The organism is Bradyrhizobium sp. CCBAU 11386 (assembly GCF_028128955.1).
Classification (GTDB): Bacteria; Pseudomonadota; Alphaproteobacteria; order Rhizobiales; family Xanthobacteraceae; genus Bradyrhizobium.
The window spans coordinates 56,868-78,979 of record NZ_LBKA01000231.1 but is presented as its reverse complement, the minus strand read 5'-3'; the positions used below and the strand labels follow the sequence as shown (position 1 = coordinate 78,979).

Sequence of the window (22,112 nt, the reverse complement as noted above, 5' to 3'; positions counted from 1 at the left end):
TCGAGCAATGCGGCAACAACCTCTGTGGCTATTCGGTCGACAGCAAGTCGAACCAGAACGGCGAGCAGGTCCTGATCAACATGAAGCCCGGCAAGGACCAGAAATGGTCCGGCCGCATCCTCGATCCCAACAGCGGCTCGACCTATGATTCGACGATCGCCATGAAGGGCACGGATCGCCTGCGCGTGCAGGGCTGCGCCTTCGGCGGCATGTTCTGCGGCGGCCAGACCTGGACGCGGGTGAACTGAGTTCGGCTTCGACACCTTGACGGAGACAAGGGGCCCGTGATCCGGGCCCCTTTGCTTTTGGCCGCGATGTCATGGCGAGGTGCGCCACCTCACAGAGCCTGTTGCAGGCGTGACAGCCCTCACATCGCCGGTTCCGCAACCCGTGCCACGATCCCCGCAGGTCAACCCAAGGGGCGTGTCATGAACGGATTTCGCAAAGGTCTCTTCGCTGCCATTGTGGCCATCGCCGTCCCGCTCACGCAGGCAGGCGCAGCGACAAGCACTTTCGACGGCACATGGAATGTCCGTATCTCGTCATCGAGCGAGACCTGCGGCAACGGCGCGACCGTCGCGATCGGCATCAACAACGGTCAGATCGCCTCGAGCAGCGCTGCGGTGTCCGCATCCGGCCGCGTCGCCGATGCCGGCAGCATCAACGTCACCTTGAGCACCGGCATCAAGCGTGCGGTCGGCTTCGGCCGGCTGAGCGGCGCGTCCGGCTCCGGCACCTGGCGCGGGGCCCTGTGCACGGGCACATGGACGGCGGAAAGAATGTAGCGTTTCGTGTCCCGGACAAGCAGCGACGCCATAAGCGCGTACACGCGCGTCTTCGACACGCTATGGCGTTGCTGCGCAGAGCGGGGACCCAGCGTCGTTCGTTGCAAAGCAGCTCTGGGCCCCGGATCGGCGACGCATCGCCATGGGGCGATGCGTCTTGTCCGGGGCACGAGAACTAGCCTACCGCGGCTCCATACTCCGCGTCGGTCACCGGCTCCAGCCAGGTCGAGTAGACGCCGTCGAGCGCTTCCTGCATGGCGATGTGGCACATGCCGTTGGTCGGCGATGCGCCGTGCCAGTGCAACTCGCCCGGCGGAATCCAGACGGTGTCGCCCGGGCGGATCTCTCTGACGGGGCCGCCCTTGGTCTGCACGCGCCCGACGCCGGAGATGACGTAGAGCGTCTGCCCGAGCGGATGGTGATGCCAGTTGGTACGCGCGCCGGGCTCGAACGAAACGCGCGAGCAGTTCAGCCGTGCCGGCGCGGGTGCCATGATCACGGGATCCTGCCACACGGTGCCGGTGAAGTTTTCCTTGGGCGCGCGGCGGGTCGGCCGCGTGCCTGCGACGGTGATCTCCATGGGGTCCTCGCTTCTGTTACTTCTTGCTGGCGGCGTAGCGCGCCTTGGTCTCGGCGTTCATGGGATAGAGGCCCGGCAGCACCGCGCCGTTGTTCACCTCGTTGACGATCCAGGCTTCCATCCGTTCCTGCTCGACACCTTCGGCGAGGACGTGGTCGAGCATCGCCTGCGGGATCAGCACGCAGCCGTCCTGGTCGGCGACGACGATGTCGTTCGGAAACACCGCGACGCCGCCGCAGCCGATCGGCTCGCCCCAGCCGACGAAGGTCAGGCCCGCCACCGACGGCGGCGCGGCATAGCCGTCGCACCAGACCGGAAGATTGGTGCCGAGCACGCCCTCGACGTCACGCACCACGCCGTCCGTGACGAGCGCGGTGACGCCGCGCTTCATCATGCGCGCGCAGAGGATGTCGCCGAAGATGCCGGCATCGGTGATGCCCATGGCATCGACCACGGCGATGCAGCCCTCCGGCATTGCCTCGATCGCGGTGCGGGTCGAGATCGGCGACGACCAGGATTCCGGCGTCGCCAGATCCTCGCGCGCCGGCACGAAGCGCAGCGTGAAGGCCGGTCCCACCAGCCGCGGCAGGCCCGGGCGCAGCGGGCGCGCGCCGCGCATCCACACATTGCGCAGGCCCTTCTTCAGCAGGACCGTGGTGATGGTGGCAGTGGTGATGCCGGCGAGGGTCTTGCGGGCTTCGGGGGACAGCGACATGGAAACAGACGAGCTCCGGATGGGCGGGAAAGAACGCGCGCATCTTGCGAGCCGGGCGCTTTCCGTCAAGGGCCAAGAACGCAGGGCCGCAGAGCGGTTATGCGACGCGATAACAAGGCTTTATCGTTTCCCCTTGCATTAATTTATTGGACTTGCGGACGCATTTACGCGAAGCAGGGACCAGCGGAACTCAAGGCTGAGGCCGCGTTTCCCGAGAAGCCCGATTTCGACAGCCCATGGCCGCGACGCTTCCCCCGCCCCGCCTTCTGCCCAGTGGCGACAGCGCCGTCACGGTCGAGTTCAGCCGCACCATCGACGATGCCGCCAACCAGCGCGTGCTCGCGCTCGACAAGGCGCTCGCGGCAAGCCCCATCGACGGCATCACCGAGACCGTGCCGACCTATCGCTCGCTGCTGGTGCATTACGATCCCGGCAGGATCGACTTCGACGCGCTCGGCGAAAAGATCCTCCCGATCGCCACCCAGCCGCTGCCACCGGTCACCAAGGCCCGCCGCTGGCGCATCCCCGTCGCCTATGGCGGCGAACATGGCATCGACCTCGAGGATGTCGCCAAGGCGCTGAACACAACGCCTGACGACATCGTCGCCCGGCACGTCGCCGGCGACTACAAGGTTGCCATGATCGGCTTCACGCCAGGCTGGTCCTATCTCAGCGGCCTGGACAAATCCCTGCACATGTCGCGGCGGCAGAACCCACGGCTGCTGACACCGGCCGGCACGATCTCGATCGGCGGCATCCAGGCCGGCATCCAGTGCCTGGCCGCCCCGAGCGGCTGGCACCTGCTCGGCCGCACGCCTGTCAGAACCTATCAGCTCCACCGCAATCCGACCTTCCTGACCGAACCCGGTGATCGCGTGACGTTTTTCGCCATCGACCACAAGACGTTCGCGGAACAGGACCGCGCCGCCGAGGCCGGCGAGATCATCGCCGAGCAGGTGGTCGCATGAGCCGGCTCATCGTCACCAGCATCGGCCCTGCGAGCTCCGTCCAGGATGGCGGGCGGCTCGGTGCGCAGCGCTACGGCTTGACCGTGAGCGGGGCGATGGACCGGCTGGCACTCGCGGCAGCGAACACGCTTGTCGGCAACGAGCCGCTCGCGGCCGCCGTCGAGATCGGCCCGTTCGGCGCCACCTTCACCGCCCGTGACGGCGCCGTGCGCGTGGCGATTGCCGGCGCGCCGCGCAACGCCGACGTGGCCGGAAGCCCCCTCGCCATGGACACATCGGTGACGCTGAAGGACGGCGAGACCCTGACGCTGGGCTTTGCCCGCGGCGGCGCCTTCACCTATCTCGCGATCGAAGGCGGGATCAAAGGCGAGCCTGTGTTCGGCAGCCTCGCCGTCAATGCCCGCGCCGGCCTCGGCAGCCCCTACCCGCGCCCGCTCCAGGCCGGCGACGAGTTCAGCGTCGATGCCGCAAGCGGTGCGCCGGAGCTGCGCATCGAGCTGCCGAAGCCCGCGAGCGGTCCGATCCGCGTCGTGCTGGGCCCGCAGGACGACGAATTCGACGACGCCAACAAGGCGCTGTTCCTGGACAGCGAGTGGAAGATCTCGGCGACCTCCGACCGCATGGGCTACCGGCTTGAAGGCCCCGCGATCAAGCATCTGCACGGCCACAACATCGTCTCCGACGGCACCGTCAACGGCAGCATTCAGGTGCCCGGCAACGGCTCGCCGATCGCGCTGATGATGGACCGCGGCACCTCCGGCGGTTACCCGAAGATCGCAACCGTGATCACGGCCGATGTCGGCCGTCTGGCGCAGACCTCGGCGGGAACCGCGTTCCGCTTCAAGGCTGTCAGCATGGCGGAGGCGCAGGACGAGGCGCGCAAATTCGCGCAAGCCATCCGCAGCCTGCCCGATCGCCTCCGTTCCGCCGACACCGTCGCGCTCAACATCGAGGCGCTCAGCGATGCCAACGTGGCGGGCTATGCGGTCAGCGCCATGGACGCTGGAACGTGGCAGGTCACGGCGGAGCCGTAACGACAAGACGACCAGAGGCGGAGAGCAACCATGAAGACGATCGATCTCAATTGCGACCTCGGCGAAGGTTTTGGCGCGTGGGAGATGGGCAACGACGCCGCGATGATCGAGCTGGCAAGCTCGGTCAACGTCGCCTGCGGCTTCCATGCCGGCGATCCCGACATCATGCGCCGGACGGTCGAGCTGGCGAAAGCGCGCGGCGTCTCGGTCGGCGCCCACCCTGGATATCGCGACCTGCACGGCTTCGGCCGGCATCCGATCGCGGGCCTGAAGGCCTCCGAGATCGAGAACCTCGTCGCCTACCAGATCGGCGCGTTGCAGGCGATCGCGACCGCGGCCGGCCACAAGGTCACGCATGTGAAGGCGCATGGCGCGCTGTCCAACGTCGCCTGCGAAGACGACATGACGGCCAAGGCGATCGCCGCCGGCATCAAGGCGGTCGATCCCAGCCTGATCTTCGTCGTGCTCGCCAATTCGAAGCTGGTGAAGGCCGGCGAAGCGGCCAATTTGCCGATGGTGCACGAGGTGTTCGCCGACCGCGCCTATGAGGACGACGGCAACCTCGTCTCGCGCAAGAAGCCCGGCGCGGTGCTGCACGATGCCAAGGCGATTGCCGAGCGCGTGGTGCGCATGGTGCAGGACGGCGCAGTGGTCTCGGTCACCGGCAAGGTCATCAAGATGCGCACGGATACGGTGTGCATCCACGGCGACACGCACGGCGCCGTCGAGATCGCGCGGACCTTGCGTCAGGCATTGAAGGAAGCGGGGATCGAAGTCGCGCCGTTCAAGCGCGGGTGAGGCTTGTTCGTAGGGTGGATTAGCGAAGCGTAATCCACCATGCTTCGGCGAATGCCGAACGAAGTTGGTGGGTTACGCCTTCGGCTAACCCACCCTACGAGAGCGGCGAAGCCTGGCTAGAACGGGTGCACCGAGAGTGTCCCGAACACGATCGCGGCGATGACCGCGAAGGCGCTGTAGAGCCCGACATGGTGCATGCTCGCCCCGGTCCGACGCGAGAGCGAGCGCGCGTAGAAGTGCAGCCTGGCTTCCGCAGATAGTTCGCGCATGGTGGATCTCCAACGCCCCATTTGTGGGAGTATGAAGGATCAACCCTGGCGGGAGGCAAGATGGCGGCGGAAATAGCGATGGCGGTTCTCTGAAGGCGCCCCGTCGCAGGTGCAAATTCTCTTCAACCGAGGGTTCCGAGAATCTTATTCGTTAAGATCCGAGCCAGTTGGAACCGGCCCGGATGACGGTGGGATGACAGTCGGACTCAAGGCCCTGGAACCGGTCCAAACAAAAACGCCGAAAACAACCCCATGCACAGTAGAACCGCGCTTTCGGCGTGACGCCCGGCGCTTGCGCCGCCGGGACGATTCACGCTGATCTTCTCGCGGCTTAGTAGACGTCAGCCTGGAAGCGGCCCGTCTTCTTAAGCTCGGCGACAAAACTGACGGCTTCGTCGGTCGAACGCGCACCGAACTGGGCGACAATGTCGACCAGCGCACGCTCGACGTCCTTGGCCATGCGCTTGGCATCGCCGCAGATGTAGAGATGCGCGCCCTCGGCGAGCCAGGTCCACAATTCACGGCCGACCTCGCGCATGCGGTCCTGCACGTAGAACTTCTTCTCGCCGTCGCGCGACCAGGCCAGCGACATGCGGGTAAGCAGGCCCGAGGTCTTCATCGCGTTGAGCTCTTCCTGGTAGAAGAAGTCGCAATCGCTGCGCTGGTGGCCGAAGAACAGCCAGTTCTTGCCGGGCGCGCCGGTCGCCTTGCGGTCGAGCAGGAAGGCGCGGAACGGCGCGATTCCGGTGCCGGGACCGATCATGATGACAGGTGTCTTCGGGTCCTGCGGCAGGCCGAAACCGTGCGCCTTCTGCACATAGACCTTGAGCTTCTCGCCCTCAGCGATGCGCTCGCCGAGGAAGGTCGAGGCAACGCCGATACGTTTGCGCTTGCCGATGACGTAGCGCACGGAATCGACCGTCAGCGACAGTTTTCCCGGCGTCGCATTGTGCGAGGACGAGATCGAATAGAGCCGCGGCTGGAGCGGCTCGAGCGCCTCGACGAAGGCCTCGGGATGCGGCCGGATGCCGGAAAACTTCTGGAGCGCCGCCATCACGTCGAGGGTGGCAGAATCGCCATCGGGATCCTCGCCCTGCGCCAGCGCCCGCGCCTTCTCGCGCTGCGCGCCGCCGGTGATGAAGGAGATCAGCTCGAACAGCGAGTCCGGCGCCGGCGACAGCGAAACGTCGTCGATCAGCACCTCGCGCAGCGTCTTGCCGTTCACCTTGGTGGTGTGGGAGGCGCCGAGCAGCGCGATGATCTGGTCGACGAGGCCGACGTCGTTGCGCGCGAACACGCCAAAGCTGTCGCCGACGACGTAGTCGAGCTTGCTCGCGGAGAGATCGAACTCGATGTGATAGGTCTCCTTCTCCGACTTCCCCTTGTTGAGAAGGCGCCGCGACAGGAAGGTCGCCTCGGCCGGATTGTCGCGCGAGCGGCCCGGCTCCGCGATCGTCACCGTCACGGCCGGCGCTGCCACCGCATCCGCCTTGTTACCCGCCTTGGCCGGCGGCGCCTTGTCGAGCTCCTCGTAGAGCGACTTCAGCATTCGCGCGGTTTCCTTGCCGCCGGGAACGCAAAGGTTGAGCCGCGCTTCGCTGCGGGTGGCGATCGCCTCCGAATAGTCGTGGCAATTATAGCCGCATTGGCCGCAATCCTGCTGCGCCATCGCCGCCATCATCTTGCGGCGGACGGGACGCCCCTCTGCAAGCTTCATCCGGTCGGCGATCGGTATAGTCTGGTCGTGCCACGGCGCTTCGCCATCGTCGCCGTCGCCAGCTTGCATCACGGCGGCACCCTGCTCCGCCGACAAAGGCGTAGCCACATCGGGCGACAGCAGCCCGGCAAAGAAGCCGTTCAGCCAGGAGCGCTGCGCGTCGGAGAACGGCGCGCTGGCGGGAATGATATCGAGTTTCGGCGGAGGGGTGATCTGGTTCATGCGGACACCTGTGCATCGGCAAGCTTGCGCAGCGTCTCGCCGTCATGGCGGCGCGCAAATGAGAGGAAGGTTTCGTCGGGCGAGGCGCGATAGGCGATATAGGCCTTGAGCAGCGCTTCGACCGTCTTCGGCGCGTCCTCGGCCTTGAGGTCGTGATAGACCTCCTGCCCGACGTCGGCATCAGGGCCGAACCCGCCGCCGGTGAAGAGGTGATAGCCCTCGACCGTGTCGTCCTCGTTGACCGGCACCCGCGCGCCGATCAGGCCGATGTCGCTGATATAATGCTGCGCGCAGGAATGGTGGCAGCCGGTGACGTGGATGTTGACCGGCTTGTCCATGTCAACGCGTGGCTCGCACCAGTCGCCGATCTCGGCGGCGTGGCGCTTGGTGTTGGAGGCGGCGAAGCGGCAGCCGGCATTGCCGGTGCAGGCGATCAGGCCGGCGCGGACATGCGAGGCCTCGACCGCAAGCCCGATCTGCTTGATCGCGGCAATTGCAAGCTCGACGTTCTCGTCGCGCACGCCCGATATCAGCAGGTTCTGCCAGACCGTCAGGCGGATCTCGCCGTCGCCGAGGTCGCGCGCGACCTTGGCGAGGCCCCGCATCTGGTCGCAGGTGAGCTTGCCTAGCGTCAGCGACACGCCGATCCAGTTGAGGCCGTCCTGCTTCTGCTTGTGCACGCCGATATGCGCCATCCGGTCCGACGCAGGCCGCGGCGCCAGCGCCTCTTCCGGCACGCGCGTGAACGGCGTCTTCAGCCGCTCCTCGACGAGCTTCAGGAAGCCGTCATGGCCCATGGCGTCGAGCACGTATTTCAGCCGCGCCTTGTTGCGGTTGGTGCGATCGCCATGGTCGATGAACACGCGCACGATGGCGTCGGCGACAGCCGTCGCCTGCTCCGGCTTGACGATGATGCCGGAATACTTTGCGAAATCCTTGTGTCCGGTGATCCCGCCGAGGCCGAGGCGAAACCAGATCCCGGGCTCGACGCCGAAACCATCCTTCACCTCGAACGCCGTGAAGGCGATGTCGTTGGTTTCCTCGAGCACCGCGATCTTGCCGGCACCGTCGAAGGCAACGTTGAACTTGCGCGGCAGTCCGTAGAGCGAGCGGTCGTTGAGGATGTGGTAGTGCCACTCGCGCGCGAACGGCCGCGTGTCGATCAGCTCCTGTGGATCGATGCCGGCGGTCGGCGTTCCCGTCACGTTGCGGATGTTGTCGGCGCCGGAGCCGCGCGAACACAGGCCGAGATCCTGGATGCCCTCGATCAGCTTGATCGCGTGCTTCGGCGGGATCTCGCGAAGCTGGAGGTTGGCGCGCGTCGTGACATGGCTGTAGGGACCACAGAGATCGCCGGCGAGATCGGCAAGGCCCGACAGCTGCCAGTGCTTCATGATGCCGTTCGGGATGCGCAGGCGGCACATGTAGGAGTCCTGCGTCGGCGCGACGTAGAAGATGCCGAAATAGCGCCAGCGGAAATTGTCCGCCGGGCTCGGCGGTGCATTGTCGAGCGCCTGCTGGCGCAGCCGCGGATAGGCATCGAAAGGATGCTCGTCGCGCTTGAACTTCTCCTGGTCGGCGAGCTTCTTGCCCGAGGCGATGACCTTGTCCTGCGCCTTGATGTGCACGGCGTCAGGACCGGTCGGCTCGGCATTCGCCTTGCCGGAGCCGCCACCAAGACCGCGACCGACCCGGCTGATTTGCAGGCCGGTCGTGAAGCCTTCGAGATAGCGCTTCTGCTCGTCGGTAAAGTCGACTGAGACTGTTTCGAGTTTCATGGTCAGTAACGAAGCTCCTGCGGCCACCGGGGTGGTATCGACGGAAAATTGCACGACCCGCGAGGCACTCGGCTGGCTCAAGAGCCTGCTCTGCACCCAACGGTCCGGTCAGCTTCGTTGCTGCGGGACTTGGCTCAGCAGGCGTCTGTGACAAGCTGGCCGCAGTGCAACATACAAGTTGCGTGCCAGCTTCATCGAAATGAGAATTGCTGTAGATTCAGATGATTAGGAGTGCCCCCGGGAACTCCCGGGCGGGGAACTCTCACGAAATTCGAGCAGCCAGCCCAAAATTTAGACGAGGAGCCCAGGCGCCCAAAAACAATGCAGGCCCGAATCAGGCCTTCCAGCGCCCGACCTCGAAGGCCTCAAGATGCCCCCTGATATTGTCGGGATCGAACACGGGGCCGGCGAATGCCCCGAACGCCGCGGGAGCCTCACCGGGCGGCCGGCTACCCAAGGCCGCATCATAAAGATCCGGCCTGAACACGGCCATCGCCGTCTTGACGCCATCCGGTGTCAGCGCCGTCTGTCCCCAGCGCACCATCTGCGCGTAGAGCCAGGCGGCCTGGACCGGATCAGGGCGCCCTGCCCCTTCGCGTCCGACCAGCAGGTAACGGCCGCTTTCGCGGAAGGTGCCGTCGGGCGAGATCTTCAGCCGTCCCGTGAGCGTGCGCTGGATCACCTCGGCATCGACGCCGATCCGCTCCGGCTGCGCCAGGATGCGCGCCGCCTCGATGCGGTTCTCCGGATGCTCGATGAACTCGGCGGCTTTCACGGCCGCGCGCACGAGGCTGGCGACCATGTCCGGATTCTTGTCGGCCCAGGTCTGGCGGACCGCCAGCACCTTCTCCGCCGCGTGGACGAGGATGTCGGAGACGAAATGCAGGATGTGGCCGATGCCGAGATCGACCGCGATCGAATTCCAGGGCGCGCCGACGCAGAACGCATCGACATGGCCGTTGGCAAGGCTGTCCACCATGTAGGGCGGCGGCAGCACCACCAGCCGCACGTCCTCGTCGGGATCGACGCCGGCCGCCGCCATCCAGAACCGCAATTGATAATTGTGGGTCGAGAACGGAAAGGTCATGCCGAAGGTCAGCGGATCGGCGCCGGCCTTGCGCCGCCGGGCAACCACCCGCGCCAGCGCTTTCGCCGTGACGAGCGGATCGAAGCGGTCGCCGTCGATCTCCTCCATCAGCGCGGCATGGAGCGCCGGCGACACCGTGATCGCGTTGCCGTTGATGCCGAGATTGAAGGGCGCGGCGATCGGCACCTTGACGTGGCCGAGCCCGAGCGAGGACGCGATCGCCACGGGCGCCAGCAGATGCGCGGCGTCGAACAGGCCGATATTGAGCTTGTCGCGGACGTTGGACCAGGACACCTCGCGCACCAGTTCGACGTCGAGGCCTTCGGCGGCGGTAAAGCCCTTGTCGACGGCGACGATCAGCGCGGCGGCATCGACCAGCGGGATGAACCCGATGCGGAGCGGTCCGGTCATTTCAGCATCTCCGACGCGGTGATGATCGACTGGGCGATCTCGCCGATTTTCTTCTTTTCGCGCATCGCGGTGGAGCGCAGCAGCACATAGGCCTCGTCCTCGGTGAGGCCCTTCACCTTCATCAAGATGCCCTTGGCGCGCTCGATGATCTTGCGGTCCTCGAGCTGCGACTTGGTGCGCTCGAGTTCCTCCTGGAGCTTGGCGAAGGCGTTGAAGCGGGACACGCAGAGGTCGAGGATCGGCTTGATGCGCTCCTTCTTCAACCCGTCGACGATATAGGCGGATACCCCGGCCTCGACCGAGGCCTGGATCGAGGCTGAATCGCTCTGGTCGACGAACATCGCGATCGGTCGGCGTACGGCGCGGCTGACCTGGAACATCGCCTCCAGCACGTCGCGGCTGGGGTTTTCCAGATCGATCAGGATGATGTCGGGATCGACCGCATAAATACGGGCCAGCAGGCTCTGCATCTCGCGGATATGGGCGACCTGCGTGAATCCGGCCTCCCGCAACCCCTCCTCGAGGATCGCGGCCCGGATCGGGCTTTCATCGACGATCACGATTTTGGGCGACTGTTCGGCGCTCATGGCTCACTCACGTCAGGTGAATCATCCATAGCACGCCGGAACGCCCTGCAAAGGGTTGTAATTGACCGCATTTAGGACTAGCTCCTGCCGATCAATCAGGCAGTTTCAAGAGATATGCAACAGACGGCTGCGCCCAAGGTCAGCTTCGTGTCGCTCGGGTGTCCCAAGGCATTGGTGGATTCCGAGCGCATCATCACGCGCCTGCGCGCCGAGGGCTACGAGCTCGCCCGCAAGCATGACGGGGCCGATATCGTCATCGTTAACACCTGTGGCTTCCTCGACAGCGCCAAGCAGGAATCGCTCTCGGCGATCGGCGAGGCCATGGCCGAGAACGGCAAGGTGATCGTAACGGGTTGCATGGGCGCGGAACCCGAGCAGATCGAGCAGGCCTATCCCGGCGTGCTCTCCATCACCGGCCCGCAGCAATATGAGAGCGTGCTGGACGCGGTCCACCGCGCGCTGCCGCCCGCCCACAATCCGCATCTCGATCTGGTGCCGCCGCAGGGCATCAAGCTGACGCCGAGGCACTACGCCTATTTGAAGATCTCCGAGGGCTGCAACAACCGCTGCACCTTCTGCATCATCCCGAAGCTGCGCGGCGATCTGGTCTCGCGCCCGGCCAACGACGTGCTGCGCGAGGCCGAGCGGCTGGTCGGCGCCGGCGTCAAGGAGCTGCTGGTGATCTCGCAGGACACCTCGGCCTATGGCGTCGATCTGAAATACGCCGAGAGCCCGTGGAAGGATCGCCAGGTCCGCGCCAGATTCCTCGACCTCGCGCGCGAGCTCGGCGAACTCGGCGCCTGGGTCCGGCTGCAATATGTCTATCCCTATCCGCATGTCGACGAGGTCATCGCGCTGATGACGCAAGGCACGGTGCTGCCCTATCTCGACATCCCGTTCCAGCACGCGAGCCCCGAGGTGCTGAAGGCGATGAAGCGTCCGGCGGCGCAGGACAAGACGCTGGCGCGGATCAAGCGCTGGCGCGAGGAGTGCCCAGATCTGGCCCTGCGCTCGACCTTCATCGTCGGCTTCCCCGGCGAGACCGACGCGGACTTTGCCTATCTGCTCGACTGGCTGGATGAAGCCGAGATCGATCGCCTCGGCTGCTTCAAGTACGAGCCGGTCGCCGGCGCGACGTCGAACGCGATCGCCAATCCGGTGCCGGACGAGGTCAAGCAGGAGCGCTACAACGCGCTGATGGCGCGCCAGCAGAAGATCTCCGCACGCAGGCTGAAGCGCAAGGTCGGCACGCGCCAGCAGATCATCATCGACGAGGTCGGCCCGACCGTCGCCAAGGGGCGGTCCAAGGCCGATGCGCCGGAGATCGATGGCGCCGTCTACCTGTCGAGCCGCCGCCCCTTGCGCGTCGGCGAGATCGTCACGGCGAAGATCGAGCGCGCCGACGAGTACGATCTGCACGGCAGCGTCGCAGGATTTTGACGCATCAACGATCGCTGCTCCTACCGATCCAGCCGCAAACTCGTCGCATGTGAACATGCACAAGAGGTCGTCGTCATGCCCGGGCTTGTCCCGGGCATCCACGTTCTTCGTGCTGCGCGGCAAGGCGTGGATGGCCGGGACAAGCCCGGCCATGACGCTGCGGGAGCCTCAGTGCCCCAAACTCTCGAAGATCAGACCGTCGCTGGGCTTGGTCACGCCCGCCATTTCGGCGCCCAGCGCTCCGGGAGGCCGCAATGCCCAGGCTGCCGAGCAGAAAGAATGTTTGGAGCAAGTTCGTCATGTCGCTTCTGCCGACGCCTGCCGTCCGTCATGCGCGGAAAACACCTCCTTGGCTGCGAACAGCCCGTTCACCGCCGCCGGGAAGCCCGCATAGACGGCCATCTGCATGATGATCTCCACGATCTCGTCGCGAGACAGCCCGACGTTCAGACCCGCCTCGATATGCACTTTGAGCTGAGGCGCGGCATTTCCGAGCGCCGTCAGCGCGGCGATCGTCGCGATCTCTCGATCGCGCAGGCCGAGGCCCTCGCGGCTGTAAATGTCGCCGAAGGGAAACTCGATCACGTATCGCGCGAAATCCGGAGCGATGTCGGCGAGTGAGGCGACGACCTTTTCGCCGGCTCTGCCGTCAATGCGTGACAGGGCCCGCTGGCCGCGATCGAAGCGGCTTTCGGCTTGTGTTTGGGCGCGCGTCATTTTCCTTCGTCCTCTGTTCGTCGCCGGCATAGCCGGCGATCTTGGTATCAAGGACGAGCAGGCATTCCTGGAGTTCGGCAATCTGCGTGCGAACCTGTTCCCGGTGGATTTCCAGCATCTGCCGCCGGGCTAGCCCGGTGGCTTCGCCTTCATCACGAAGCGCCGCATAACGCAACATGTCCCGGATCGGCATTCCCGTGGTCTTAAGCCGACCGAGGAATGCGATCCATGTGAGGATCGATGCGTCAAAGTCACGCTGGCCGGAACGATCCCGGTCTGCGTATGGCAGCAGCCCGATGCGCTCATAATAACGCAACGTGTGAGTCGACATGCCGGTTCGTTTTGCGAGGTCGCCGATCTTCATGTGTGCCCGTTCTCGTACTGACGCACGTACAGATACCCCTTCGAGCGCACTCTAAGTCAAGGGGGATCGAGGGTGCCGTTCCCGCGAGGTCAAGATGGCACGACAGCAGAAGATTTCGGCGCGCCGGCTGGGCGGCAGTATCGCGGGATTCCGAGCTTCAGGATGCCGCCAGCCATTTCGGCACCCAGCGTTCCGGGCGGGGTGCGCGGGCGAGATCGGCCTTCGCCTCGGACAGCAGCGCAGGCGCGCCGTCGATGATCGGGCGCAGATCGTATTCGAAGTTCGGCATGACGCGGCCGTCGGCGTAGAGCCCGAAATTCATCGCGTACCACAGCCCGAGCTCGGGCTGCGCGCGGCGCATCTCCTCGCGCAGATCGCGCAGCAAGGATTCGATCGAAGCTGCTTCCTCGAACGGCTGCGGTCCACGCGTGAGGACGCGTGCCTGATACTGCGCGCCTGATATCGCGACCTCGAAGTTCGTCTTGTCCCAGGGCTTCTTCCCCTTCGGCAGATGCGCAGCCAGCCGCCAGCCGAGCTCGGCCATCAGGCGATGATTGGCCCAATAGTCTTCGCGATCCCGGCTCCATTTTTCCACGAAGCCGCGAAAGTCGGGAAGCTCCGACGGTGCGTCGTCCGGCGTCATCGGCTCGCCGACCGGCCGTCCGGCGAGCCACTGCGCAAGCTCGACCGTCTGACACTCGACCTCGTCATGCGGCAGCAGGTCGCTCCAGGCGTTCCCGAATTGCTGCGACGTCAGTTTTGCGAGCAGACCGTCAAGGCTCGGCGCCAGCAGCTCGTAGTCGCCTTCCGACCCGAGACCGACGATCGGCGGATTGTCCCGGTCGAGACCGGCACCGTACCACCCGCCGACGGCCGAGCCGTCCGGCAACCGCATGAACAACGAAAACCTGTCGCGCAGAGGGCTGCCGTCGACGATCGGCGCATGATCGGAGAACTGGCCCTGCAGGGAGAAGCAACCGACGCTGCCCCAGGGGCGCCCGTTCAGCCAATCGGCGAAATCGACAAGCAGGGATGGCGCTTCGATGCCCGGCGGAAATGCGCCGCGAATGCTGTCGAGGTCGATCGGGTAAGGCGTGTCGGACAAGGCTGAATACTGTCTGGTTGGTCCCGCCAGTGTTGGTCTCAACGATCCGGCGTCCGGTTCGAACCAATTCGCGTCCTTCGATCACAAACGCGCCAGAGGCTCAATGGTTTCTGCGCGGCAATCGATGAAATACAATCACAAGGTTGGTATCCGGGGCGGGCTGTGCGCGACCGGCACTGCATTGATCCTGCTTGCACTTCCCGCGGCGGCGCAATCGCCCTCACCCGCGCAGGCCCGGCAATGGTGTTTCGGCACCGACAAGGTCGACGACGACCGGCGCCTCGCCGGCTGCTCAGCAGTGCTGCAAGCCAATCCGTCCAATGCGCGGGCGCTTGCCAATCGCGGCGAGATCTTCCGGCGCAAGGGGGATACGGAGCGGGCTTTGGCCGATCTCAATCGCGCCCTCGACCTCGATCCGAAGGACGCCATCGCCTGGTACAATCGCGGCATTGTCCATGACGACCTCGGCGATCGCGACCATGCCATCGCCGACTATACGAGCGCGATCCGGCTCGAGCCCGGTGACCCGCTCTACTACAACAACCGCAGCAATTCCTACATCGGCAAGGACGACTACGCACATGCGCTCGCCGATTACGATCAAGCCATCAAGCTCGATCCGAAATTCGCGCTGGCCTATTACAACCGCGGCTCGACCTATCGCGAGCACGACGAGGCCGATCGCGCGCTCGCCGATCTCGACATGTCGATCAAGCTCGACCCGAATTACGGCCCGGCCTATGGCAACCGCGCTCGCGTCTATCGTGACCGCGGCGACCGAGCCCGCGCGCTGGCCGATTTCTCCAAGTCGCTTCAACTCTCTCCGAACAACGACCTCGATTACTATGCGCGCGCGAGCATGTATTTCGATACGCATGATTATGCGCTGGCGTTGGAGGATTACGACCGCGCGATCAAGGCCAATCCGCGCTATGCCGGCGTGTTCAATTCGCGCTGCATGACGCGCGCGATCCTCGGACGTTTGCAGGAGGCGCTGGCCGATTGCGAGCAGTCGCTGCGAATGGCGCCCAACGACCCTGATACGCTCGACAGCCGCGCCCTTACTCACCTCAAGCTCGGCAATCTCGACGCGGCGATTGCGGACTACGACGCAGCGCTGGACGCAAAGCCGGAGCTCGACAGCGCGCTCTACGGCCGCGGCCTTGCGAAACGGAAAAAGGGCGATGCTGACGGCGCCGAGCGCGACATCGCGGCGGCCAAGGCGATCAACGCCGGCATCGCCGATGTGTTCGCCCGTTACGGCGTGCCGTAGCTTCTCTGCCGCAACGCCATCGTGCTGCACAAGACCGCACGCCGGAATGTGACACTATAGTGCATTCACGCGGAGGTCACGGACTCGTCCTAACTCTGCCGCGCTTTCAACGCGAGCGAGGATGATGATGAGCCGCCTCTCGGACATGCTGCGCACGCAGCGCTTCGACGATTACCGCTTCTACCACCAGAGCACCGTCAACCAGACGCTGCATCTCTTCAGCGCCGTGATCTTCCTCGGGTGCTACGCGCTGCTGTTCAGCGACCCTGCGCTCGCCGGCATCGTTGGCTGGGTTGCGATGCTGACGCGGCAGACCGGGCATTTCTTCTTCGAGCCGAACGGCTATGACGCCGTCAACGACGTCAGCAACGCGTACAAGGAAGCGGTCAAGGTCGGTTACAACCAGACCCGCAAGATCATCCTGCTCCTGGTCTGGGGCAGCGCACCGCTCGCGCTGTACGCATTCCCTGCTCTGTTCGGACTGTTCGATCCGCCCGCCACGCGTCTCGACTTCGTCCGCCACGTCGGCGCGCTCTGGCTGGCGATCGGCGTCGGCGGCGGACTTGCGCGCATGATCCAGCTCTTCGTCGCGCGCGATGTCACGACCGGACTGGTATGGGGATTCAAAGTGCTGACCGATCCATTCCACAACATCGCCCTGTACTGGACATCTCCGCTCAAGCTCATGCGCGGCGAGCTCATCGACACCGCGATTGCGGATGCGGATTGGGGTGCGGAGGACGCCGAAGAAGCTGCGCATCCGACCTGACCGATGCACGCCAGGGGTGTGTCTCGCAAAGCACCCGCTTGACAAGCCCTGCCGTTCGGCTGTAGGGACGCGGCCCATGATCAATTCTCGGACCCATCTGCGCCAGGCCATGCGTCGTCGCTCCCGCGACGATGATGGGGTGCGCCATGTCCGACGACGCCGCTGAAGCACTGATTTCAGCCAGTTTTCGAGAAAGGCCGCACCCGCAAGGTGCGGCCTTTCTGCTTTTTGCGCGCCTTTTCCACCCGCCTCCAGAGGAGTTCGACATGACCACCGCCACCCATCCGTATGACGCGCTGATGGACATCACCGCACGGCCGAAGGCCGTGTTCGTCCGCGGCGCAGGCTCCTACCTCTGGGACGACAGCCGCAAGCGCTATCTCGATTTCGTGCAGGGCTGGGCCGTCAACTGCCTCGGCCACTCCCCGCCCGCGATCGCCGACGCGCTGGCCACGCAGGCCCAGCGGCTCCTGACGCCAAGCCCGGCCTTCTACAACGAGACCAGCCTCAAGCTCGCGCAGGCGCTGGTCGCGCACAGTGCCTTCGATCAGGTGTTCTTCGCCAACTCCGGCGCGGAAGCCAATGAGGGTGCGATCAAGCTCGCGCGCAAATACGGCAGCCTGCACAAGGGCGGCGCGTTCGAGATCATCAGCTTCGAAGGCGGCTTCCACGGCCGGACACTGGCGACGATGTCGGCCTCGGGCAAGAAGGCGTTCGAGCCCCTGTTCGAGCCGAAGGTCGCCGGCTTCAAGAAGGCCAAGCTCAACGACATCGCCTCGGTCGAGAAGCTGATCAACGACAACACCGTCGCTGTCATGCTGGAGCCGATCCAGGGCGAGTCCGGCGTGTGGCCCGCGACCGATCAGTTCCTGCAGGAGCTGCGCGCGCTCACCGAGGCGCACGGTCTGCTGCTCATTTTCGACGAGATCCAGACCGGCATGGGCCGGACCGGAAAGCTCTTCCACTACGAGCATGCCGGCATCGCGCCCGACATCATGACGCTCGGCAAGGGCATCGGCGGCGGCGTGCCGCTCGCCGCCCTGCTTGCGACCGAACGCGCCGCCTGTTTCGAGCATGGCGACCAGGGCGGCACCTTCAACGGCAACCCGATCATGTGCGCGGTGGGCCTTGCGGTGCTGGACGAGGTCGGCAAGCCGGACTTCCTGAAGGCGGTCACCGAGACCGGCCTCCTGCTCGAAAGCGAGTTGCAGAAGGTCTCGGCCCGGCACGGCCTCGGCGGCGTGCGGGGGCGCGGCCTGCTGCTGGCGCTCGACCTCAAGCTGCCGATCGCGCCCGGAATCGTTGCCCAAGCGTTCGAAGCCGGCGTGCTGCTCAACGCACCGCAGGTCGACACGCTGCGCTTCATGCCGGCGCTGAACGTCACGCGGGCGGAGATCGCCGAGATGATCGACTGTCTCGACGCAATCTTGACCAAGGCCGGCGCGGCGAGACGCGTGGCGTAAGGCCAGTCCGTCATGGCCGGGCATAGCCGTCCGAAAGACGGCGTCGCTCCGCTCGCCTATGACCCGGCCATCCACGCCTTGAGCCACGGCGCGAAGAACGTGGATGCCCGGGACAAGCCCGGGCATGACGACTTCGGTGGGACCAGTTCCTACGGCTTCAAAATCGACGCGCCGGTGGTCTTGCGGCTCTCGAGATCGATATGCGCCTTGGCGGCGTCCTTCAGCGCGTAGGCGTGGTTGATCGGCACGTGCAGCTTGCCGTTGATGACGGCGGCGAACAGCGTGTCGGCGCCTTCCAGCAACTCCTTGCGGGTGCCGACGTAATCGTTGAGCTTCGGCCGCGTCGCGAACAGCGAGCCGTGGTTGTTGAGCTCGGCGATCGGGAACGGCGGCACGGGACCCGAGGCATTGCCGAACGAGACGAACATGCCGCGCGGCTTCAGGCAGGACAGCGAGCCCGGGAAGGTCGCCTTGCCGACGCCGTCATAGACGACGTCGCAGCCCTCGTTGCGGCTGATCTGCTTCACGCGCGCGACGAAGTCCTCCTCGTTGTAGAGGATGACGTGGTCGCAGCCGTTGGCTTCCGCAAGCTCGGCCTTCTCGCGCGAGCCGACCGTACCGATGACGTGCGCGCCGAGCGCACTCGCCCATTGGCAGGCGAGCAGGCCGATGCCGCCGGCGGCGGCATGGATCAGCACGCGATGATGCGGCTCGACCTTGAAGGTCTTGTGCAGCAGATACCAGACCGTGAGCCCCTTCAGCATCAGCACGGCGCCCTGCTCGTGGGTGATGTGGTCGGGCAGCTTGACCAGCTTCTCCCAGGGGATGTTGCGCTCGCCGGTATAGGCGCCGAGATTGTGGTAGTAGGCGACGCGGTCGCCGGGATGGAAATTCGTGACGCCCGGTCCGACCGTGATGACCTCGCCCGAGGCCTCGTTGCCGGCGATGAAAGGCAGCCCCGGCGCCTTGTAGAGGCCGGTGCGATAGTAGACGTCGATGAAGTTCAGGCCCACCGCATGCTGGCGGATGCGCACCTCGCCGGGGCCGGGCGCCGGCACGTCGACGCTCTCGTAGACCAGGGCTTCGGGGCCTCCGACCTTGTGCACACGGACGGCTTTGGTCATTGACTGACCTCCTCTCGGTCGTCGTGGCGGCAAGCCAAAGACATCACGACCACCTTGTCAACTCGACGCGGAATGGAACGGACCAAACGCGACTATTTGCCGGCCTTCCTGCGGTTGCGCTTGGCCAGCACGTTGAAGAACTCCACCGCCGCCGAGAACGCAATTGCGAAATAGATGTAGCCGCGCGGGATGTGGAATTGGAATCCGTCCGCAACCAGCGCAACGCCGATCAGCACCAGGAAGGCCAGCGCCAGCATTTTCGTGGTCGGATGCTCCGCGACGAATCGCGACACCGGCCCCGACGAAAGGTACATGATCAGGCAGGCGATCACGACGGCCGCGATCATGATCTCGATGTCCTGCGCCATGCCGATTGCGGTGATGATCGAGTCTAGCGAGAACACAATGTCGATCACGATGATCTGGACGATCACCCAGAAGAAGGCGTTGCGGCCGGAGGCCTGATCGCCCTCGCCGTCATCGGCTTCGACCTCGGTGTGGATCTCGTGCGTCGTCTTCGCGATCAGGAACAGGCCGCCGCCGATCAGGATGAGGTCGCGCCAGGAGAAGTCATAACCCTTCATCGAGAATACCGGCGCCGTCAGGCCGATCAGCCAGACCAGGACGCTGAGCAGGATGATGCGGAAGACCAGCGCCAGCGCGAGCCCGATCTGGCGGGCGCGGTGCGCCTGCTTCTCGGGGATGCGCGAGACGATCACCGACAGGAAGATGACGTTGTCGATGCCGAGCACGATCTCGAGCGACGTCAAGGTGAGCAGCGCGGCCCAGGCTTCGGGGCTGGTCAGCAGATGCATCATGCGAAGGACTTTGCCAGGCGGATCAATGCGTCGCTGAAGCTGATCCAGAGCGCGATCCCGCACAGGGCGAGCGTCACGCCGGTGCCGACGTGAAAGTCCATGTCCAGCGTGTAGAGGGAGAGCACCGCCCAGATCGCGATCAGCGACATCGTCAGCCAGCGCAACCGCACGACGCGGACCGGATGCAGCACGTGGAACGGCACGAAGGTCAGCACCACGAGGGCCGCGACCAGCAGCGTCGACCACAGCGGGGGCCAGTGCAGCAGGAACAGGTAGAACGCCGCCGCGTTCCACAGCGCCGGGAAGCCGCGGAAATGATTGTCGTCGGCCTTCATGCGCAGATCGGCGAAATATAATGCGCTGGTGACGATGATGGCGACGCCGAGCAAGGGCGCCGCGACCGGCAGCAGCAGCCCGCTCGCCACGATCGCGTAGGCCGGCACGAACACATAGGTGACGAAGTCGACCACGAGATCGAGCACGTCGCCCGACCAGTTCGGCTGCACGTTCTTGACGTCGAGCCGGCGCGCGATCGGACCATCGATCGCGTCGATGACCAGCGCGACGCCCAGCCATTGAAACATCGCCGCCCAGTGCTCGCGCACGGCCTCCAGCATCGCCAACAGCGCGATGGCCGCGCCGAAGGCGGTGAAGATGTGCACCGAGAAGGCTGCGGCGCGGATCGCCGGTCTCGGCTTCAGGGAATCCTGCTGGGTATCCATGGCTTCTGCTATCAGAATGAGACTGGTTTGCACATAAGCCATTGTGGCGCCCGGTCGCACAATTCGCCATAAAATCAGGGAAAAATAGGTGGGCTTGAATTTGCCGCGGGGCGTGTCAAATGTCGTTCCATGACAGACGCATCGACACTCTTTGACGCAGCCGTGATCGGCGGCGGACCGGCTGGCCTGGCGGCGGCCGTCGCCCTGGCGCAGGCAGGTGCACGGACCGCACTGGTGGCGCGCCGCGTGCCCTATGCCGACAATCGCACCACCGCGCTGCTCGGTGCCTCGATCGAGCTTTTGGAGAGCCTCGACGTCTGGCCGCGCTGCAAGGACAAGGCGGCCGCGCTCGAAATCATGCGGCTCGTCGACGACACCGGCCGGCTGTTCCGGGCGCCGGAGGTCCGCTTCTCCTGTCACGAGATCGGGCTCGACGCCTTCGGCTACAACATCGACAACCGCTCGCTGATGCTGGCGCTGGAAGAGCGCGCGGCCGAGCTGCCCGGGATCGTCCGTTTCGACGACGAGGCCGAAAGCGTCCTCGTCGAGGCCGACGACGTCGCGATCCGCACGACCTCCGCACAATTCCTCACGGCCCGGCTCGTGGTTGGCGCCGACGGCCGGCATTCGCTGTGCCGGGAGGCTGCCGGCATCGAGGTGACGCGGCGCGAGCTGACGCAGACCGCACTCACCTTCAACGTCGGCCATGCGCGGCCGCATCGCAATGTCTCGACCGAGTTCCACACGCCGCACGGGCCCTGCGTGTTCGTGCCCCTGCCCGGCAACCGCTCCAGCATCGTCTGGGTCGCAGCTCCGGCGGAAGCTGAACGGCTTCGCGGCTTAAGCGACGAGGAGCTGTCCGACGCGATCGAGAAGCAGTCGCACTCCATTCTGGGACGCATGACCGTCGAGCCCGGACGCAACCTGTTCCCGCTGGCGATCGAACGTCCCAAATCCTTCGGCCGCGACCGCATCGCGCTGGTCGGCGAGGCCGCCCATGTCGTCCCCCCGATCGGCGCCCAGGGCCTCAACCTTGGCCTGCGCGATGCCGCCGACATTGCCAGGCTCGCGGGCGAGGCCATCGCATCGGGCCAGGATCCCGGCGCAGCCGACGTGCTCCAGCGCTACGACCGGGCGCGGCGCCCGGACATCCTGAGCCGGACCTTTGCGATCGACATCGCCAACCGCTCCTTGCTCAACGATTTCCTGCCGCTCCAGCCGGTCCGCGCCGTCGGCATGCACCTGCTCGGCGCCATCGGCCCGCTCCGGCGTTTTGCCATGCGGGAGGGGCTGACGCCGACCTGGCGGCGGTAGCTTGGTGGAACCCGGGGCGCGACCAGAATATCGGATCGCCGCCCTAAGCTTA

General features: G+C 65.4%; 23 protein-coding genes. 10 read left to right on the top strand and 13 right to left on the bottom strand.

Translation table 11 applies throughout. The features are described 5' to 3' along the window. A partial coding sequence (locus tag XI09_RS22795; protein ID WP_271568845.1) for a DUF2147 domain-containing protein occupies nucleotides 1-248 on the top strand: 248 nt, incomplete at its 5' end. Between the two features lie 180 nt (nucleotides 249-428). After that, nucleotides 429-785, top strand: coding sequence for a hypothetical protein (locus XI09_RS22790; protein WP_271568844.1), 357 nt, complete (start codon nucleotides 429-431; stop codon nucleotides 783-785). 175 nt (nucleotides 786-960) lie between these two features. Here XI09_RS22790 and XI09_RS22785 read toward each other — a convergent pair whose 3' ends face one another. After that, nucleotides 961-1,365, bottom strand: a complete 405-nt coding sequence (locus tag XI09_RS22785; RefSeq protein ID WP_271568843.1) for a (R)-mandelonitrile lyase — start codon at nucleotides 1,363-1,365, stop codon at nucleotides 961-963. A gap of 16 nt (nucleotides 1,366-1,381) precedes the next feature. Then, nucleotides 1,382-2,080 carry a ribonuclease activity regulator RraA gene (locus XI09_RS22780; RefSeq protein WP_128951761.1) on the bottom strand — a complete coding sequence of 233 codons (699 nt, stop codon included), beginning with the start codon at nucleotides 2,078-2,080 and terminating at the stop codon, nucleotides 1,382-1,384. A 236-nt stretch (nucleotides 2,081-2,316) separates the two neighbouring features. On the opposite strand from XI09_RS22780, the gene pxpB reads away from it, so the two are divergent. From pxpB to XI09_RS22765, 3 genes are read left to right on the top strand one after another with little or no spacing between them, the layout of a single operon-like run. Beyond that, nucleotides 2,317-3,048, top strand: a complete 732-nt coding sequence (pxpB, locus tag XI09_RS22775) for a 5-oxoprolinase subunit PxpB (protein WP_271568842.1) — start codon at nucleotides 2,317-2,319, stop codon at nucleotides 3,046-3,048. After that, on the top strand, nucleotides 3,045-4,082 hold the full coding sequence (locus tag XI09_RS22770; RefSeq protein WP_271568841.1) for a biotin-dependent carboxyltransferase family protein: 1,038 nt from the start codon (nucleotides 3,045-3,047) through the stop codon (nucleotides 4,080-4,082). Before pxpB ends, XI09_RS22770 begins: the two co-directional genes overlap by 4 nt. A 30-nt stretch (nucleotides 4,083-4,112) precedes the next feature. Beyond that, nucleotides 4,113-4,880 (top strand): LamB/YcsF family protein, encoded by a 768-nt coding sequence (locus tag XI09_RS22765; RefSeq protein ID WP_271568840.1) that lies wholly within the window; start codon nucleotides 4,113-4,115, stop codon nucleotides 4,878-4,880. 116 nt (nucleotides 4,881-4,996) lie between these two features. Here XI09_RS22765 and XI09_RS22760 read toward each other — a convergent pair whose 3' ends face one another. The 5 genes from XI09_RS22760 to XI09_RS22740 form a co-directional block, all read right to left on the bottom strand. Then, a complete protein-coding gene (locus tag XI09_RS22760) occupies nucleotides 4,997-5,149 on the bottom strand; it encodes a hypothetical protein (protein ID WP_014495196.1) in 153 nt (50 codons plus the stop codon). Nucleotides 5,150-5,480: 331 nt separating this feature from the next. Further along, on the bottom strand, nucleotides 5,481-7,088 hold the full coding sequence (locus XI09_RS22755) for a sulfite reductase subunit alpha (protein ID WP_271568839.1): 1,608 nt from the start codon (nucleotides 7,086-7,088) through the stop codon (nucleotides 5,481-5,483). After that, nucleotides 7,085-8,866: a NirA family protein gene (locus XI09_RS22750; protein ID WP_271568838.1), complete on the bottom strand. Its 1,782-nt coding sequence runs from the start codon at nucleotides 8,864-8,866 to the stop codon at nucleotides 7,085-7,087. Before XI09_RS22750 ends, XI09_RS22755 begins: the two co-directional genes overlap by 4 nt. Nucleotides 8,867-9,200: 334 nt before the next feature. Beyond that, nucleotides 9,201-10,364, bottom strand: coding sequence for a CmpA/NrtA family ABC transporter substrate-binding protein (locus tag XI09_RS22745; RefSeq protein ID WP_271568837.1), 1,164 nt, complete (start codon nucleotides 10,362-10,364; stop codon nucleotides 9,201-9,203). Further along, nucleotides 10,361-10,951, bottom strand: a complete 591-nt coding sequence (locus tag XI09_RS22740) for an ANTAR domain-containing response regulator (protein WP_011087344.1) — start codon at nucleotides 10,949-10,951, stop codon at nucleotides 10,361-10,363. The genes XI09_RS22745 and XI09_RS22740 overlap by 4 nt, the downstream gene beginning before the upstream one ends. A 114-nt stretch (nucleotides 10,952-11,065) precedes the next feature. Here XI09_RS22740 and rimO point away from each other — a divergent pair, with 114 nt between their 5' ends. Next, nucleotides 11,066-12,391 carry a 30S ribosomal protein S12 methylthiotransferase RimO gene (gene rimO / locus XI09_RS22735; RefSeq protein ID WP_271568836.1) on the top strand — a complete coding sequence of 442 codons (1,326 nt, stop codon included), beginning with the start codon at nucleotides 11,066-11,068 and terminating at the stop codon, nucleotides 12,389-12,391. A gap of 297 nt (nucleotides 12,392-12,688) precedes the next feature. On the opposite strand, the gene XI09_RS22730 is transcribed toward rimO, so the two are convergent. The 3 genes from XI09_RS22730 to XI09_RS22720 form a co-directional block, all read right to left on the bottom strand. Beyond that, nucleotides 12,689-13,108: a carboxymuconolactone decarboxylase family protein gene (locus tag XI09_RS22730; protein WP_271568835.1), complete on the bottom strand. Its 420-nt coding sequence runs from the start codon at nucleotides 13,106-13,108 to the stop codon at nucleotides 12,689-12,691. Continuing rightward, nucleotides 13,041-13,472 (bottom strand): MerR family transcriptional regulator, encoded by a 432-nt coding sequence (locus XI09_RS22725; protein ID WP_271568834.1) that lies wholly within the window; start codon nucleotides 13,470-13,472, stop codon nucleotides 13,041-13,043. The genes XI09_RS22730 and XI09_RS22725 overlap by 68 nt, the downstream gene beginning before the upstream one ends. A gap of 157 nt (nucleotides 13,473-13,629) precedes the next feature. Then, complete coding sequence (locus tag XI09_RS22720) at nucleotides 13,630-14,577, bottom strand: hypothetical protein (protein WP_271568833.1); 948 nt, start codon at nucleotides 14,575-14,577, stop codon at nucleotides 13,630-13,632. Between the two features lie 124 nt (nucleotides 14,578-14,701). Here XI09_RS22720 and XI09_RS22715 point away from each other — a divergent pair, with 124 nt between their 5' ends. The 3 genes from XI09_RS22715 (at nucleotide 14,702) to XI09_RS22705 (ending at nucleotide 18,082) form a co-directional block, all read left to right on the top strand. Further along, nucleotides 14,702-15,850 carry a tetratricopeptide repeat protein gene (locus XI09_RS22715; protein ID WP_271568832.1) on the top strand — a complete coding sequence of 383 codons (1,149 nt, stop codon included), beginning with the start codon at nucleotides 14,702-14,704 and terminating at the stop codon, nucleotides 15,848-15,850. 127 nt (nucleotides 15,851-15,977) lie between these two features. Next, nucleotides 15,978-16,619 (top strand): hypothetical protein, encoded by a 642-nt coding sequence (locus XI09_RS22710; RefSeq protein WP_271568847.1) that lies wholly within the window; start codon nucleotides 15,978-15,980, stop codon nucleotides 16,617-16,619. 266 nt (nucleotides 16,620-16,885) lie between these two features. Then, a complete protein-coding gene (locus tag XI09_RS22705; protein ID WP_271568831.1) occupies nucleotides 16,886-18,082 on the top strand; it encodes an acetylornithine transaminase in 1,197 nt (398 codons plus the stop codon). Nucleotides 18,083-18,231: 149 nt separating this feature from the next. On the opposite strand, the gene XI09_RS22700 is transcribed toward XI09_RS22705, so the two are convergent. The 3 genes from XI09_RS22700 to pcsA form a co-directional block, all read right to left on the bottom strand. Further along, nucleotides 18,232-19,206: a quinone oxidoreductase family protein gene (locus XI09_RS22700; RefSeq protein WP_271568830.1), complete on the bottom strand. Its 975-nt coding sequence runs from the start codon at nucleotides 19,204-19,206 to the stop codon at nucleotides 18,232-18,234. A 92-nt stretch (nucleotides 19,207-19,298) separates the two neighbouring features. Continuing rightward, entirely contained in the window at nucleotides 19,299-20,024 is a 726-nt protein-coding gene (locus XI09_RS22695) for a TerC family protein (RefSeq protein ID WP_271568829.1), read from the bottom strand. Further along, nucleotides 20,021-20,788, bottom strand: coding sequence for a phosphatidylcholine synthase (gene pcsA / locus XI09_RS22690; protein WP_271568828.1), 768 nt, complete (start codon nucleotides 20,786-20,788; stop codon nucleotides 20,021-20,023). The genes XI09_RS22695 and pcsA overlap by 4 nt, the downstream gene beginning before the upstream one ends. An 87-nt stretch (nucleotides 20,789-20,875) precedes the next feature. Between pcsA and XI09_RS22685 the strand changes: the two genes are divergently transcribed. Further along, the gene (locus XI09_RS22685; RefSeq protein WP_271568827.1) at nucleotides 20,876-22,060 is read left to right on the top strand and encodes a UbiH/UbiF family hydroxylase; all 1,185 of its coding nucleotides are present in this window, start codon (nucleotides 20,876-20,878) and stop codon (nucleotides 22,058-22,060) included. Nucleotides 22,061-22,112 lie beyond the last annotated feature (52 nt).

Excerpts from the sequence above, each read along its gene's own strand:
- XI09_RS22790 (WP_271568844.1), top strand. The coding sequence starts at position 429 with ATGAACGGATTTCGCAAAGGTCTCTTCGCTGCCATTGTGGCCATCGCC.
- XI09_RS22785 (WP_271568843.1), bottom strand. The coding sequence starts at position 1,365 with ATGGAGATCACCGTCGCAGGCACGCGGCCGACCCGCCGCGCGCCCAAG.
- XI09_RS22780 (WP_128951761.1), bottom strand. The coding sequence starts at position 2,080 with ATGTCGCTGTCCCCCGAAGCCCGCAAGACCCTCGCCGGCATCACCACT.
- pxpB (WP_271568842.1), top strand. The coding sequence starts at position 2,317 with ATGGCCGCGACGCTTCCCCCGCCCCGCCTTCTGCCCAGTGGCGACAGC.
- XI09_RS22770 (WP_271568841.1), top strand. The coding sequence starts at position 3,045 with ATGAGCCGGCTCATCGTCACCAGCATCGGCCCTGCGAGCTCCGTCCAG.
- XI09_RS22765 (WP_271568840.1), top strand. The coding sequence starts at position 4,113 with ATGAAGACGATCGATCTCAATTGCGACCTCGGCGAAGGTTTTGGCGCG.
- XI09_RS22760 (WP_014495196.1), bottom strand. The coding sequence starts at position 5,149 with ATGCGCGAACTATCTGCGGAAGCCAGGCTGCACTTCTACGCGCGCTCG.
- XI09_RS22755 (WP_271568839.1), bottom strand. The coding sequence starts at position 7,088 with ATGAACCAGATCACCCCTCCGCCGAAACTCGATATCATTCCCGCCAGC.
- XI09_RS22750 (WP_271568838.1), bottom strand. The coding sequence starts at position 8,866 with ATGAAACTCGAAACAGTCTCAGTCGACTTTACCGACGAGCAGAAGCGC.
- XI09_RS22745 (WP_271568837.1), bottom strand. The coding sequence starts at position 10,364 with ATGACCGGACCGCTCCGCATCGGGTTCATCCCGCTGGTCGATGCCGCC.
- XI09_RS22740 (WP_011087344.1), bottom strand. The coding sequence starts at position 10,951 with ATGAGCGCCGAACAGTCGCCCAAAATCGTGATCGTCGATGAAAGCCCG.
- rimO (WP_271568836.1), top strand. The coding sequence starts at position 11,066 with ATGCAACAGACGGCTGCGCCCAAGGTCAGCTTCGTGTCGCTCGGGTGT.
- XI09_RS22730 (WP_271568835.1), bottom strand. The coding sequence starts at position 13,108 with ATGACGCGCGCCCAAACACAAGCCGAAAGCCGCTTCGATCGCGGCCAG.
- XI09_RS22725 (WP_271568834.1), bottom strand. The coding sequence starts at position 13,472 with ATGAAGATCGGCGACCTCGCAAAACGAACCGGCATGTCGACTCACACG.
- XI09_RS22715 (WP_271568832.1), top strand. The coding sequence starts at position 14,702 with ATGAAATACAATCACAAGGTTGGTATCCGGGGCGGGCTGTGCGCGACC.
- XI09_RS22710 (WP_271568847.1), top strand. The coding sequence starts at position 15,978 with ATGAGCCGCCTCTCGGACATGCTGCGCACGCAGCGCTTCGACGATTAC.
- XI09_RS22705 (WP_271568831.1), top strand. The coding sequence starts at position 16,886 with ATGACCACCGCCACCCATCCGTATGACGCGCTGATGGACATCACCGCA.
- XI09_RS22700 (WP_271568830.1), bottom strand. The coding sequence starts at position 19,206 with ATGACCAAAGCCGTCCGTGTGCACAAGGTCGGAGGCCCCGAAGCCCTG.
- XI09_RS22695 (WP_271568829.1), bottom strand. The coding sequence starts at position 20,024 with ATGATGCATCTGCTGACCAGCCCCGAAGCCTGGGCCGCGCTGCTCACC.
- pcsA (WP_271568828.1), bottom strand. The coding sequence starts at position 20,788 with ATGGCTTATGTGCAAACCAGTCTCATTCTGATAGCAGAAGCCATGGAT.
- XI09_RS22685 (WP_271568827.1), top strand. The coding sequence starts at position 20,876 with ATGACAGACGCATCGACACTCTTTGACGCAGCCGTGATCGGCGGCGGA.